The organism is Citrobacter sp. LJND-P06 (assembly GCF_058188415.1).
In genome coordinates, this window is sequence record NZ_CP187317.1 from 463,163 (window position 1) to 477,759 (window position 14,597).

Consider the following 14,597-nt stretch of genomic DNA (forward strand, 5'->3'; position numbering starts at 1 on the left):
CTTTTGTTTCCGTAGGGTGTTGGCTTTAGGCTCCATGCCTGCGCCTGATTATGCCACTATAACCGCTAATCCCGTAGAAGTGGAATCCCGACTTTATATCGCGTAGTGTAGAACGGCCTTTTTTTCGTCAACCGTGAACGACGGCACATCGATTCTCAAGGAATAACAATAACATCATGCAAAGCTTTTCCCCGACATCGCGTTACCTCCATGCCCTCAACGAGGGAAGCCATCAACCCGACGACGTACAGAAAGAAGCGGTTAACCGGCTGGAAACCATTTACCAGGAGCTGACGAGCAGCGTGTCCCCTGAGCCACAGGCCGGTGGACTGATGGCCCGTTTTGGCAAATTGTTGGGAAAACGTGAGCCAGCAACACGTTTACCGGTGCGCGGCCTGTATATGTGGGGCGGGGTGGGACGCGGGAAAACCTGGCTGATGGATCTGTTTTATCACAGCTTGCCGGGCGAACGTAAACAGCGACTGCATTTCCACCGCTTTATGCTGCGTGTACATGAAGAATTGACCGCCCTACAGGGGAAAACCGATCCGCTGGAGACCATTGCCGATCGTTTTAAAGCCGAGACGGATGTGCTCTGTTTCGATGAGTTTTTTGTTTCGGATATCACCGATGCGATGCTGCTGGGTGGATTAATGAAGGCGCTGTTTGCTCGCGGTATCACGCTGGTGGCGACATCCAACATTCCACCGGACGACTTGTACCGTAACGGCCTGCAACGTGCGCGTTTTCTTCCGGCCATCGACGCGATAAAACAGCACTGCGACATCATGAATGTGGACGCCGGGGTCGATTATCGCCTGCGTACGCTGACTCAGGCGCATTTATGGCTCGACCCGCTCAACGATGACACGCAGCGGCAGATGGATTCGCTCTGGCTGGCGCTTGCGGGAGCAAAGCGTGAGCATGCGCCGACGCTGGAAGTTAACCATCGTCCGCTCGCAACGCTGGGAGTAGAAAACCAAACGCTGGCAGTCTCGTTCTCTACGCTGTGCGTGGATGCCCGCAGCCAGCATGACTACATTGCGTTGTCGCGTCTTTTCCATACGGTGCTGTTATTTGATGTTCCCGTGATGACGCCGTTGATGGAAAGCGAAGCGCGTCGCTTTATTGCGCTGGTGGATGAGTTTTATGAGCGCCACGTCAAACTGGTGGTTAGCGCCGCCGTACCTTTATATGAGATCTATCGGGGCGAGCGTCTGAAGTTCGAATTTCAGCGCTGTCTGTCGCGTTTACAGGAGATGCAGAGCGAGGAGTACCTCAAGCGGGAGCACCTTGCCGGTTAAACCTGTCGCAAATCACATAAAGGGGTCGACCTTTGACCCCGACTTCTCTATAATCTTGCGACCCCACGTTACAAGAGAGTTTTTTTCCCGAAACTTTCTCTGCGCCGGCATAGGCTATTCGAAGGGGTAGGTTTGCTGGACAATGTCGTGTGAACCTCAACTGACTAAACGTTTGGGTGTTCACCAACGTGTAACTTATTTATTTGGGTAAGCTTTTAATGAAAACTTTTACAGCTAAACCAGAAACCGTAAAACGCGACTGGTATGTTGTTGACGCGACCGGTAAAACTCTGGGCCGTCTGGCTACTGAACTGGCTCGTCGCCTGCGCGGTAAGCACAAAGCGGAATACACTCCGCACGTAGATACCGGTGATTACATCATCGTTCTGAACGCTGACAAAGTTGCTGTAACCGGCAACAAGCGTACTGACAAAGTGTACTATCACCACACTGGCCACATCGGCGGTATCAAACAAGCGACCTTTGAAGAGATGATTGCCCGCCGTCCTGAGCGTGTGATTGAAATCGCGGTTAAAGGCATGTTGCCAAAAGGCCCGCTGGGCCGTGCTATGTACCGTAAACTGAAAGTTTACGCGGGCAACGAGCACAACCATGCGGCACAGCAACCGCAAGTTCTTGACATCTAATCGGGATTATAGGCAATGGCTGAAAATCAATACTACGGCACTGGTCGCCGCAAAAGTTCCGCAGCTCGCGTTTTCATCAAACCGGGCAGTGGTAAAATCGTAATCAACCAACGTTCTCTGGAACAGTACTTCGGTCGTGAAACTGCCCGCATGGTAGTTCGTCAGCCGCTGGAACTGGTCGACATGGTTGAGAAACTGGATCTGTACATCACCGTTAAAGGTGGTGGTATCTCTGGTCAGGCTGGTGCGATCCGTCACGGTATCACCCGCGCTCTGATGGAGTACGACGAATCCCTGCGTTCTGAACTGCGTAAAGCTGGCTTCGTTACTCGTGACGCTCGTCAGGTTGAACGTAAGAAAGTCGGTCTGCGTAAAGCACGTCGTCGTCCGCAGTTCTCCAAACGTTAATTGGTTTCTGCTTCGGCAGAGCACAGTTGGCGAAAAACCCGCTTCGGCGGGTTTTTTTATCGATATATCACCATCAAACGCACCGCTATCCTCCGATTAGCGCCCTCTTTTTCCCCATTTCCAGAATCGACTCACCACAAAGGTCACAAAATCTGGTAAACTATCATCCAATTTTCTGCCCAAATATCGAGTATTGTTCATTTTTTGTTTGATTTTTGAACAGCGAATGACTTTTCCGACGATGGGAAACATAACTTCTGACTGGTCACCTGGTGGCTGGTAGCAGTAAAAATTCTGAATATACCTGGAGGTTTTCATGGCTGTCGCTGCCAACAAACGTTCGGTAATGACGCTGTTTTCTGGTCCTACTGACATCTATAGCCATCAGGTCCGCATTGTGCTGGCTGAGAAAGGTGTTAGTTTCGAGATCGAGCACGTGGAAAAGGACAATCCACCTCAGGATCTGATTGACCTCAACCCGAATCAGAGCGTACCGACACTGGTGGATCGTGAGCTGACCCTATGGGAATCTCGCATCATTATGGAATATCTTGATGAGCGTTTCCCTCATCCGCCGCTGATGCCGGTTTACCCGGTTGCTCGCGGTGAAAGCCGCCTGTACATGCAGCGTATAGAAAAAGACTGGTATACGCTGATGAACGTCATCGTAAACGGATCTGCTTCTGAAGCTGACGCTGCACGCAAACAACTGCGTGAAGAGTTGCAGGCGATTGCGCCTGTATTTGGTCAGAAACCGTATTTCCTGAGTGATGAATTCAGCCTGGTCGATTGCTACCTGGCGCCGTTGCTGTGGCGTTTGCCGCAGTTGGGCATTGAGTTCAGTGGTGCGGGTGCGAAAGAGCTGAAAGGGTACATGACTCGCGTATTTGAGCGTGACTCTTTCCTGGCGTCGCTGACCGAACCTGAGCGTGAAATGCGCCTCGGCCGGGGTTAATCTGTATGGATTTGTCACAGCTATCCCCACGCCGTCCATACCTGCTGCGTGCATTTTATGAATGGCTGCTGGATAACCAGCTAACGCCGCACCTGGTGGTGGATGTGACGCTTCCTGGCGTGCATGTCCCCATGGAATATGCGCGTGACGGGCAAATAGTCCTGAACATTGCGCCTCGTGCGGTGGGGAACCTGGAGCTGGCGAATGACGAAGTGCGTTTCAATGCGCGCTTTGGCGGCGTACCTCGCCAGGTTTCAGTTCCACTTGCTGCCGTACTGGCGATTTATGCACGTGAGAATGGCGCGGGTACAATGTTCGAACCTGAAGCCGCTTACGACGAAAACGTCACCAGTATCAATGATGACGACGAAATCGCTGGTGTTGAGGGCGAAACGGTCATGTCGCTTATCGATGGCGATAAGCCGGATCATGATGATGACAACCGTCCCGATGACGATCCGCCGCCACCGCCGCGTGGTGGTCGACCGGCGCTCCGCGTCGTAAAATAAGTCGTCTATGAAATCAAACAGGCCCCCAGGGGCCTGTTTTGCATTCTATTGTCCGCTAATAAAATAATAAGATAGTGGCAATCATATTCACCACGAATCCTACTGCCTTTGGGATCGCCGTACGCTTAACCACCCAAAGGGTGAGACGCCCGCAATGCCTGACGTCACAACAATGACGGCGGTGATCGGTGAAACCGTACGAGCCAGCGTTGTCGCAAAATGCATCGGCATGATCATAGCGACGGCGGAAATGCTCATCAGCATCACCACGACCAAATCGAGTTCTGACTGCATACAGTCGGTATGTGCCAGAAAGAAGATGAAACAGGTGATAATAGTGTGCTGAAGCGGATGTTATATTTGCCTTTACGCTCTTTGTGGTAGGGATATCGTGTTTTTAAATTGCAGATTTAGTTATTGTGTTTAAAAACATATTGTTATGATTATTTTTCAAGATCATATTCTTAAGTTTCACTAACCTGGTCAGAGGACGCATCTCCTTAAAACAGAGAGAATAAATAAAGAGAAAATAGAGGGGAAAATAGCGCACTGACTAATTCATGTATAATCATAGAACTCAGGAAACATATGTTTTCTGAATGAATAAGCCGGCGCATTTCACCCCGCTTTCGATCCTGTGTTAGGATAACTTTTGTTGTTGTTGGTCATAATTCATCAGACTGGACGCTATGAACGCATTTGATTCGCAAGCAGAAGATTCTCCATCAACCATCGGTAACAGTTTGCGTCGCCGCCCGCTGGCACGTAAAAAACTCTCTGAAATGGTTGAAGAAGAACTGGAGCAGATGATCCGGCGCCGTGAATTTGGCGAAGGTGAGCCGTTGCCATCCGAGCGCGAACTGATGGCCTTCTTTAACGTCGGACGCCCGTCGGTACGTGAAGCACTGGCCGCACTCAAGCGCAAAGGTCTGGTACAAATCAACAACGGTGAACGCGCGCGCGTCTCGCGCCCCTCGGCGGACACCATCATCAGCGAACTTTCCGGCATGGCGAAAGATTTTCTCTCGCACCCTGGCGGTATCGCGCATTTTGAACAACTACGTCTTTTCTTTGAATCAAGCCTGGTGCGTTACGCCGCCGAGCACGCCACGGACGAACAGATAGCCCTGTTGAGCAAAGCTCTGGAGATCAACAGTCAGTCGCTGGATGACAATAGTCAGTTCATTCGTTCCGACGTTGATTTTCACCGTGTGCTGGCAGAGATCCCGGGTAATCCGATCTTTATGGCGATCCACGTCGCGCTACTCGACTGGCTGATCGCCACGCGCCCGAAAGTGGCCGACGAAGCGTTGTATGAGCATAACAGCGTGAGTTATCAACAGCATATCGCTATTGTCGATGCGATCCGCGCCCGCGATCCTGACGAAGCGGATCGCGCACTGCAAAGCCATCTCAACAGCGTGTCTGCCACCTGGCACGCCTTCGGTAAAGCCAAAAAATCCCGCAAGTAATCCCCGTATTGCGATCGGTTTAGTGAAGTCGATCGCACAATAAGCTTTCTGTATTACGCTGTCGTAAAAACGATCTGGTATAACAGGTATAAAGGTACACAGTTAATCAGTTAAAACACCACTACGAGGTATTTATGGCAAGCAATTTACGTGGCGTGATGCCCGCACTCCTGACCCCTTTCGACGCGCAGCAGAAGGTTGATAAGGACAGCCTGCGCCGCCTGGTGCGATTCAACATTGAGCAGGGAATTGATGGGGTGTATGTCGGCGGTTCCACCGGGGAAGCCTTTGTGCAAAGCCTTGCCGAGCGCGAAGAAGTGCTTGAAATCGTGGCCGAAGAGGGAAAAGGCAAAATCACCCTGATTGCCCATGTGGGTTGTGTCAGCACGGCGGAAAGCCAGCAACTGGCAGCGGCGGCAAAACGTTATGGTTTTGATGCTGTCTCTGCGGTTACGCCGTTCTACTACCCGTTCAGCTTTGAAGAACATTGCGATCACTACCGTGCGATTATCGATTCTGCTGATGGATTACCGATGGTGGTCTACAACATCCCGGCGCTGAGCGGTGTCAAACTGACGCTGGATCAAATCAATACGCTGGTCACGCTGCCAGGCGTTGGCGCGCTAAAACAGACCTCGGGCGATCTCTATCAGATGGAGCAGATCCGCCGTGCGCATCCGGATCTGGTGCTCTACAACGGTTACGACGAAATTTTTGCTTCCGGCCTGCTGGCGGGCGCGGATGGTGGGATCGGCAGTACCTACAACATTATGGGCTGGCGCTATATGGGGATCGTGCAGGCCCTGAAAGAAGGAAATGTCGCTAAAGCGCAGCAGTTACAGCGCGAATGTAACAAGGTTATTGACCTGCTGATCAAAGTGGGCGTGTTCCGTGGGCTGAAAACCGTACTGCACTACATGGACGTCGTCTCGGTACCGCTGTGCCGCAAGCCGTTTGCGCCTGTGGATGAAAAGTATCTGCCGGAGCTGAAAGCCCTCGCAGAGCAGTTAATGGCGGAGCAGCGTTAGCCCAATGCCGGATGGCGCTTCGCTTATCCGGCCTACTAAACACGACACATAGGCCGGATGGCGCTTCGCTTTTCCGGCCTACCAAACATGACACGTAGGCCGGATGGCGCTTCGCTTATCCGGCCTACTAAACACGACACATAGGCAGGATGGCACTTCGCTTATCCGGCCTACTAAACACGACACATAGGCCGGATGGCGCTTCGCTTATCCGGCCTACCAAACATGACACGTAGGCCGGATAAGGCGCAGCCGCCATCCGGCAATACAAACAAAGATCGTCGGGAGAGTAAAATGAGTACTAATACCCAGAGCATCCCGTGGTATCGCTATCTCAACCGGGCACAGTGGCGGGCATTTTCCGCCGCCTGGTTAGGGTATGTGCTTGATGGATTTGATTTTGTATTAATTGCGCTTGTATTGACAGATGTGCAAAGTGAGTTTGGGTTGACGACGGTTCAGGCGGCAAGTCTGATCTCGGCTGCGTTTATTTCCCGTTGGTTCGGCGGGCTGATGCTTGGCGCCATGGGGGACCGTTACGGTCGCCGTCTGGCAATGGTCAGTAGCATTATCCTTTTTTCCGTCGGTACGCTGGCCTGCGGTTTTGCACCTGGATACACCACCATGTTTATCGCTCGTCTGGTCATTGGTATGGGCATGGCAGGCGAATATGGTTCAAGCGCAACCTACGTGATTGAGAGCTGGCCGAAGCAGTTGCGTAACAAAGCCAGCGGATTTTTGATCTCCGGCTTTTCTATTGGCGCGGTTATCGCAGCCCAGGTCTACAGTCTGGTGGTACCCATCTGGGGCTGGCGAGTCCTCTTTTTCATCGGCATCGTACCGATCGTCTTTGCACTCTGGCTGCGAAAAAATATCCCGGAAGCGGAAGACTGGAAAGAAAAACACGAAGGAAAAGCGCCGGTACGCACCATGGTCGATATTCTCTACCGGGGCGAACATCGGGTCATGAATATCCTGATGACTATCGTGGCGGCGACTGCGTTGTGGTTCTGCTTCGCAGGCAATCTGCACAATGCCGCCATTGTGGCGGGGTTAGGTCTGCTGTGTGCCGTCATCTTCATCAGTTTTATGGTACAGAGCAGCGGTAAACGCTGGCCAACCGGCGTCACGCTCATGCTGGTGGTGCTGTTCGCGTTCCTCTACTCCTGGCCTATCCAGGCATTGCTCCCGACCTATCTCAAAACCGAGCTGTCTTATGATCCACACACGGTAGCGAACATCCTGTTCTTTAGCGGCTTCGGCGCGGCAGTTGGCTGCTGCGTGGGCGGTTTCCTCGGCGACTGGCTGGGCACCCGCAAAGCCTACGTTTGTAGCCTGCTGGCCTCACAATTGCTCATTATCCCGGTCTTTGCCATCGGCGGTTCAAACGTGTGGGTATTGGGTTTTCTGCTGTTCTTCCAACAGATGCTGGGTCAGGGGATCTCAGGGATCCTGCCGAAACTGATCGGCGGCTATTTTGATACCGACCAGCGTGCGGCCGGTCTGGGCTTTACTTATAACGTGGGTGCTCTGGGTGGCGCGCTGGCGCCGATCCTCGGCGCATTGATTGCGCAACGCCTGGATCTGGGCACTGCGCTGGCATCGCTCTCCTTTAGCCTGACGTTTGTGGTGATCCTGCTGATTGGCCTCGATATGCCGACGCGTGTTCAGCGCTGGCTGCGTCCAGAAGCGCTGCGTACGCATGACGCTATTGACGGCAAACCGTTCAGCGGCGTCGTACCGTTGGGCAGCATCAAAAGCGAGCGCGAGGCGGTGAAATGACGACGTTGGCAATAGATATCGGCGGCACCAAACTGGCTGCCGCGCTGGTGGGCGACGATCTGCAGATCCGTGAACGTTGTGAACGTCCTACCCCTGCCAGCAAAACACCGGATGCGCTACGTGAAGCCTTAAAAGCGCTGATTGAACCGCTGCAAAGTCAGGCGAAACGGGTGGCGATTGCCTCGACCGGCATTATTCATCAGGGCGTCTTGCAGTCGATTAATCCGCAAAATCTGGGTGGGTTGATGCACTTCCCGCTGGTACACACCTTAGAGAAACTGACCGGATTACCGGCGCTGGCGGTGAATGATGCTCAGGCGGCGGCCTGGGCGGAATACCATGCCATGGCGAAAGAGGTCAGCGACATGGTGTTTATCACCGTTTCAACCGGCGTCGGGGGAGGTATCGTCAGCGGCGGTCAATTACTGACCGGAGAGGGGGGACTTGCCGGACATCTGGGACATACGCTGGCGGATCCGCGGGGGCCGGTGTGTGGCTGCGGCCGCGTGGGGTGTGTGGAGGCGATCGCCTCCGGACGTGGGATCGCGGCAGCGGCTCAGGGGGAACTTGCCGGATGTGATGCAAAAACAATTTTTGCCCGGGCGGCTGAAGGGCATGAACAGGCAATACGGTTGGTTCAGCATTCCGCTCAGGTGCTGGCACGGTTAATTGCTGATGTGAAAGCCACCACCGATTGCCAGTGGGTGGTCGTTGGCGGCAGTGTCGGCCTGTCGCCAGGGTATCTGGCGCAGGTTCGTCACTTTCTGGCGCAGGAGTTGTCGGTGTACCACGTGGCGCTGAGTGCCGCGCATTACCGGCATGACGCCGGGTTATTAGGGGCTGCGTTGATAGCTCAGGGAGACAGATGATGATGATGGGGGACGTGCAGTCGCTACCGACTGCGGGGCTACATCCGGTACTGGAAGAGGCGCTGATGCTGGCGTTAGCGGCCCGACCACAGGAAACAACGCCAGGGCGCTATGAACTGCGCGGTGACGATATCTTTATGAATGTGATGCAGTTTGCCACGCAGCCTCCGCAGGAGAAGAAGGCAGAGCTGCATGAAAAGTATATCGATATCCAACTGCTGCTGGCGGGTGAGGAACGCATTCTGTTCGGCATCACCGGCGCGGCGCGTCAGTGTGAAGAGATGCATATCGAGGAGGATTATCAACTGTGCAGCGCTATCGAAGGTATGCAGACGCTTGATTTGAAACCCGGCATGTACGCTATCTTTATGCCCGGCGAACCGCATAAACCTGGGTGTATGGTGAAGGAACCGGAAGAGATTAAGAAAGTGGTGGTGAAGGTGCGTGCTGGTTTGGTGAACAGATAAAGACTGATTGATGTCATCAGCCTTTATAAATTCCTAAAGTTGCAGTTGTCGCTTTTCAGACCATTTTTTCAGACGCTGTTCCCTGTAGTCTTCGCTCATCGCTAATTTCAAAAGGAATTGACCATGAGCGGAAAACCCGCCGCCCGCCAGGGCGACATGACTGCCAGCGGTGGCCCCATTGTGCAGGGCAGCCTCGGGGTGATGATTGGCGCGCCGACCGGCGTTGCCTGTTCGGTGTGCCCGGGCGGTGTGGTGTCCGGCAGTCCGGTGAACCCGCTGCTCGGGGCCAAAGTCCTGCCGGGCGAAACCGACCTCGCCCTTCCCGGTCCGCTGCCGTTTGTCCTGTCGCGAACCTACAGCAGTTACCTCACCAGAACCCCGGCACCCGATGGCGTTTTCGGTTCCGGCTGGAAAGCACCCTTTGATATTTTTCTGCAACTTCGCGATAACGCACTCATCCTCAACGACAACGGCGGTCGCAGCATTCACTTTGACCTGCTACTGCCGGGCGAGGTGACGTTCAGCCGCACCGAGTCCTTCTGGCTGGCGCGCGGTGGCGTGCTGAATCTGAATGAAGTTCATCCCCTGCATCGTCTCTGGCAGACCCTGCCCGAGGATATCCGCCTCAGCCCGAATATTTGGCTGGCCACCAACAGCCTGCAGGGTCCGTGGTGGATCCTTGGCTGGTCTGAACGTGTGCCGTCCGCGGATGAAACCCTACCCGCCCCGCTGCCGCCATACCGGGTGCTGACCGGGCTGGTGGATAATTTCGGCCGCACGCTGACGTTTCACCGCGCCGCCTCCGGGGAATTTACCGGCGTCGTCACTGGCGTGACCGACGGTGCAGGTCGCCGCTTCCGGTTGGTGCTGGCCACGACAGCCAGCGGCATCCGGCTTTCCGAAGTCTGGCTGATGCATGACCCGGAATACCCGGCCAATCTGCCCGCCGCACCGCTGGTCAGTTATCAGTATTCCCCGCGCGGTGAACTGGTGGCCGTCTTTGACCGCAGCGGCATTCAGGTGCGGTCTTTCACTTACGATGAAAAAGTTCCGGGCCGGATGGTGGCCCATCAGTACGCAGGCAGACCGCAGACGACCTATCGCTACGATGCCACCGGACGCGTTACGGAACAGCTCAGTCAGAACGGCCTCAGCTACCGCTACCAGTATGAAAAACACCATACGGTCATCACTGACAGCCTGAACCGCCGCGAAGTGCTGCACACTGAAGGTGAAGGCGGTCTGAAACGGGTTGTGAAGAAAGAGCTGGCAGACGGGAGCATCATTCACAGTGAGTTCGACAACGCAGGCCGCCTGGTGGCTCAGACCGATGCGGCAGGCCGCAAAACCGAATACCGGCTCAGCCCCGGTTCGGGTCTGCTGACGGGAACCGTCACGCCGGACGGCAGACTCACGGAGTTTTATTACAACAGCCAGCGCCAACTGGCTTGCACGGTGTACCCGGACGGGCTGAAAAGTCGTCAGGAGTACGATGACCTGGGCAGGCTGACGGCTGACACTTCGCGCCAGGGCGACGTGACGCGCCATGAGTATGACCGTCCGCACAGCGAATATCCGTCCGCGACCGAAGACCCGACCGGCAGCCGGAAACAGATGACCTGGAGCCGCTACGGCCAGCTTCTCACGTACACCGACTGCTCGGGGTATGAAACCCGCAATGAATACGACCGTTTCGGCCAGCTGACCGCCGTTCATCGGGAGGAGGGTTTAAGCCAGTACCGGGAATACGATGCGCGCGGCAGGCTGGTCAGTCAGACCGATGCCGCCGGTCATCAGACCCGTTACGAATACAATGTCGCAGGCGACCTGACGGTGGTGATATCCCCGGATGGTCAGCGCAGTGAAACGGGTTATGACGCCCTCGGCAACATCATCCTCGCAACACAGGGCACGCTCACCCGGCGAATGGCGTACGACGCCGCAGGCCGTGTCACCACCCTTATCAACGAGAACGGCAGCCACACTGAATTCTCTTACGATGTTCTGGACAGACTGACACAGGAAACCGGTTTTGACGGGCGCACAAAACGGTATCACTACGACCCGGCAGGAAGACTCAGCCATAGCGAAGACGAAGGAGTGGTCACAGTCTGGCGATACGACGACGCTGACCGTCTGCTCAGTCGCACCGTAAATGGAGAACCGGCAGAAGCGTGGCAGTACGATGCGCGCGGCTGGCTGACGGACATCAGTCATCTCAGTGAAGGTTATCGCATCGCGGTGCAGTATGGTTACGACCAGACAGGCCGCCTGACCGGTGAGCGCCAGATGGCGCACTGTCCCGAAACGCACGCTCTGCTCTGGCAGCATGAAACAAAACACGACTACCGCGCCGGTATGGTGAACCGGGTGCAGCACGATCAGTTGCCGCCGGTGGAATGGCTGACGTATGGCTCCGGTTACCTGGCCGGGATGAAGCTCGGCGACACGCCGCTAATCGAGTACACCCGTGACCGCCTGCACCGGGAAACGCAGCGCTGCTTCGGTGGCTACGGGTTAGCCACGACGTACACGCCGGGCGGGCAGCTCCAGAGCCATCACCTGAACATCCCGCAGCTTAACCGGGACTACACCTGGAACAACAGTGGCCAGCTCACCCGAATCCGTGGCCTGCACGACCAGCGCGACTACGGGTATGAGAACGGACGTCTGCTCAGCACCCGCATCACCTCCGCGCACCATGACCTGTCGCAACACACACCGACCGACCCGGCGGGTAACCGTATTGCGGCGCAGGAAACCCTGCCGGATGTCTGGCGCGATAACCGCATCGCCCAGGACGCAGACCACTTTTACCATTACGACAGCCACGGCAGGCTGACGGAAAAAGACGAGCGCTGCATTCATAAAGACGGCAGCATCACCCATCACTACGGATACGATAACCAGCACCGGCTCACGCAGTACCAAAAAATGCAGAACGGCAACCTGCTGACTGAGAGCTGTTACGCGTATGATCCGTCCGGGCGTCGTATCCGCAAACAGGTCTGGCAGGGTGAGGCATACGACGGCGGATGGTGGGTTCCGCCAGAGCCCGCCGAATCGGTATGGTACGGCTGGGACGGCGACCGGCTGACCACCACGCAGACGGACACCACACGCATCCAGACGATTTACCAGCCGGGCGCTTTCACCCCGCTGCTGCGTGTCGAAACCGCCACAGACGAACTGACGAAAGCCATTCGCCGCTCGCTGGCGGAAAAACTTCAGCAGGATGCAAACATGGTGTTTGCGCCGGAGCTGATCGCGAGGCTGGATAACCTGGAACAGGAACTGAAACGCAACCAGATAAGTGAACCCAATCAGCAGTGGCTGGCCGGGTACGGGCTGACGGCAGAGCAGATGAAAAACCAGATGGAGCCGGAATACACTCCGGCGCGGAAAATCCACCTGTACCACTGCGACCACCGGGGGCTGCCGCTGGCCTTAGTGAATGAAGACGGGAGTCTCGCGTGGCAGGCTGAGTTTGATGAATGGGGAAACTTCCTGCACGAAGACAATCCGGGCAATTTGCAACAGCTGATTCGTCTGCCGGGACAGCAATACGATGTAGAAACAGGTCTGTATTATAACCGGCATCGCTATTATGACCCGCAGCAAGGACGGTATATTACGCAGGACCCGATTGGGTTGAGGGGGGGATGGAATGGATATGTTTATCCGTTAGACCCACTCCAAAACGTGGATCCTCTGGGATTGACAGGATTAGGTCTTGGGGGGGGAGGGGCAGATAAATATTGTCAGGGTATTTGGTCCGCTGTTAATTATCTGTCTCCGGAAGATGCTGAAATAGCGATAAACAATAATGAAACCATGCATAATGTATATAACCCACTAGGTGAATTTGCTTATGGAGTTTCAGTTATTCCCGCCGTTGTAGGTATGGCTGTACTTAGTGCGCCTGCAACAGGTGCTATCGTGGCAGAGAAAAGCGCGGCATGCATTGAAGATGTAGCTAAGGAAATGATAGTGGAAGGAAATATAAACGCCAAAGAATTGACTTTGACTTGTACAAAAAGTTTTATGAACAAAGGAACGTCGACTTTACAAAGTAAATGGTCCGATTTTTTAATTGATAGTTTGTCATCATTTAAACAGAAAGCATGATGGTTATGAAAATGTGTAAAATGAACAAAAATATAGTGAGGAGAATTCTTTCGCTATTAATAGTGATGTCGCTATTGGTTTTTTTTATTTGGAAAAGTATCTCGATAGGGGATAGTAATGTAGGTGCTGTAAACATACAAGAAAAATACTATACAAGTAGCACGGTAAGCGAACTGCGAAAAAATGCTGAAAAAGGAAATATGAAGGCACAGTCTGACCTTGGCCTTTTATATGAGAATGGGAAAGGAGTAGAGAAAAATTACAGCATGGCATTTTATTGGTATAAAAAATCCTCAGAGCAAGGCTATGCAATAGCACAATATAATCTTGGCGCGGCCTATGAAAATGGTCGTGGTACCGTACGTGATTTACAACAAGCAAGAAAATGGTATAGCCGCTCAGCTGAGCAAGGGATTGAACAGGCACAAGTTAATTTGGGGGCTATGTATCTCGAAGGAATTGCAGGAATCAATGATTATAAAGAGGCACGGCATTGGTTTCAAAGTGCCGCAGATAAAAACAATACTATAGCAATGAATAACTTAGGCTACATGTATAGCTCAGGATTAGGTATACCAAAAAATCATTCCAAAGCTATCGAGTGGTATCAAAAATCGGCTGATTTAGGATCCATGAAGGCTCGAAATATGCTGGCTTTATACTATCTACAAGAAATAGGATATATTCCAGTTGATAATTATAAAGCTCTGAGGTTATTAAAGGCTTCGGCATGTCAGGGTTATGTTGTAGCACAGAATAATCTGGGGTTGGTATATTCAAATGGCAATAGTGAAACACCTCAAGATAATGTCCAGGCTTATGCTTGGTTTTCTGTGGCATTTTTCAATGGCCAGAAGGATGCGAGTGATTCACGAGATAAAATAGCAATGAAACTTACAGGAAAAGAGCTTGAACAGGCTGTGTTGGTGTCTGGTGATTATATTGAAAAATACCCATCATCAAAACAAGAAAATGATACATATAAATCTAAAAGAGAATGTAGATATCCATAATGCAATAAATTACTT

Annotated in this window: 12 protein-coding genes and 1 pseudogene; 12 read left to right on the forward strand and 1 reads right to left on the reverse strand. The window is 53.4% G+C overall.

Annotation, left to right across the window (positions count from 1 at the left end; all coding sequences use genetic code 11):
• The first annotated feature begins 176 nt into the window (after window positions 1-176).
• From zapE to sspB, 5 genes are all read left to right on the forward strand, one after another.
• On the forward strand, window positions 177-1,304 hold the full coding sequence (gene zapE, locus ACO7SM_RS02230; protein ID WP_490469514.1) for a cell division protein ZapE: 1,128 nt from the start codon (window positions 177-179) through the stop codon (window positions 1,302-1,304).
• Window positions 1,305-1,522: 218 nt separating this feature from the next.
• Window positions 1,523-1,951 (forward strand): 50S ribosomal protein L13, encoded by a 429-nt coding sequence (gene rplM / locus ACO7SM_RS02235; protein ID WP_024551131.1) that lies wholly within the window; start codon window positions 1,523-1,525, stop codon window positions 1,949-1,951.
• Between the two features lie 15 nt (window positions 1,952-1,966).
• Window positions 1,967-2,359: a 30S ribosomal protein S9 gene (gene rpsI, locus ACO7SM_RS02240; protein ID WP_003860436.1), complete on the forward strand. Its 393-nt coding sequence runs from the start codon at window positions 1,967-1,969 to the stop codon at window positions 2,357-2,359.
• A gap of 316 nt (window positions 2,360-2,675) precedes the next feature.
• The gene (gene sspA, locus ACO7SM_RS02245; protein ID WP_490469515.1) at window positions 2,676-3,314 is read left to right on the forward strand and encodes a stringent starvation protein SspA; all 639 of its coding nucleotides are present in this window, start codon (window positions 2,676-2,678) and stop codon (window positions 3,312-3,314) included.
• A 5-nt stretch (window positions 3,315-3,319) separates the two neighbouring features.
• A complete protein-coding gene (gene sspB / locus ACO7SM_RS02250; protein ID WP_490469516.1) occupies window positions 3,320-3,823 on the forward strand; it encodes a ClpXP protease specificity-enhancing factor in 504 nt (167 codons plus the stop codon).
• Window positions 3,824-3,878: 55 nt separating this feature from the next.
• On the opposite strand, the pseudogene ACO7SM_RS02255 reads toward sspB, so the two are convergent.
• Window positions 3,879-4,069, reverse strand: a pseudogene (locus ACO7SM_RS02255) (anaerobic C4-dicarboxylate transporter DcuC); the annotation flags it as partial.
• Window positions 4,070-4,503: 434 nt separating this feature from the next.
• Between ACO7SM_RS02255 and nanR the strand changes: the two are divergent.
• The 7 genes from nanR (at window position 4,504) to ACO7SM_RS02290 (ending at window position 14,582) form a co-directional block, all read left to right on the forward strand.
• Complete coding sequence (nanR, locus tag ACO7SM_RS02260) at window positions 4,504-5,295, forward strand: transcriptional regulator NanR (RefSeq protein WP_490470854.1); 792 nt, start codon at window positions 4,504-4,506, stop codon at window positions 5,293-5,295.
• A gap of 134 nt (window positions 5,296-5,429) precedes the next feature.
• Window positions 5,430-6,323, forward strand: coding sequence for an N-acetylneuraminate lyase (gene nanA / locus ACO7SM_RS02265; protein WP_490469517.1), 894 nt, complete (start codon window positions 5,430-5,432; stop codon window positions 6,321-6,323).
• Between the two features lie 294 nt (window positions 6,324-6,617).
• The gene (locus ACO7SM_RS02270) at window positions 6,618-8,105 is read left to right on the forward strand and encodes an MFS transporter (protein WP_490469518.1); all 1,488 of its coding nucleotides are present in this window, start codon (window positions 6,618-6,620) and stop codon (window positions 8,103-8,105) included.
• Window positions 8,102-8,974: an N-acetylmannosamine kinase gene (gene nanK, locus ACO7SM_RS02275; protein ID WP_490469519.1), complete on the forward strand. Its 873-nt coding sequence runs from the start codon at window positions 8,102-8,104 to the stop codon at window positions 8,972-8,974. Before ACO7SM_RS02270 ends, nanK begins: the two co-directional genes overlap by 4 nt.
• Window positions 8,974-9,441: an N-acetylneuraminate anomerase gene (gene nanQ, locus ACO7SM_RS02280; RefSeq protein WP_490470855.1), complete on the forward strand. Its 468-nt coding sequence runs from the start codon at window positions 8,974-8,976 to the stop codon at window positions 9,439-9,441. Before nanK ends, nanQ begins: the two co-directional genes overlap by 1 nt.
• 123 nt (window positions 9,442-9,564) lie before the next feature.
• Window positions 9,565-13,569: an RHS repeat-associated core domain-containing protein gene (locus ACO7SM_RS02285; protein ID WP_490469520.1), complete on the forward strand. Its 4,005-nt coding sequence runs from the start codon at window positions 9,565-9,567 to the stop codon at window positions 13,567-13,569.
• Window positions 13,566-14,582: a tetratricopeptide repeat protein gene (locus ACO7SM_RS02290; RefSeq protein ID WP_490469521.1), complete on the forward strand. Its 1,017-nt coding sequence runs from the start codon at window positions 13,566-13,568 to the stop codon at window positions 14,580-14,582. Before ACO7SM_RS02285 ends, ACO7SM_RS02290 begins: the two co-directional genes overlap by 4 nt.
• Window positions 14,583-14,597: the final 15 nt, after the last annotated feature.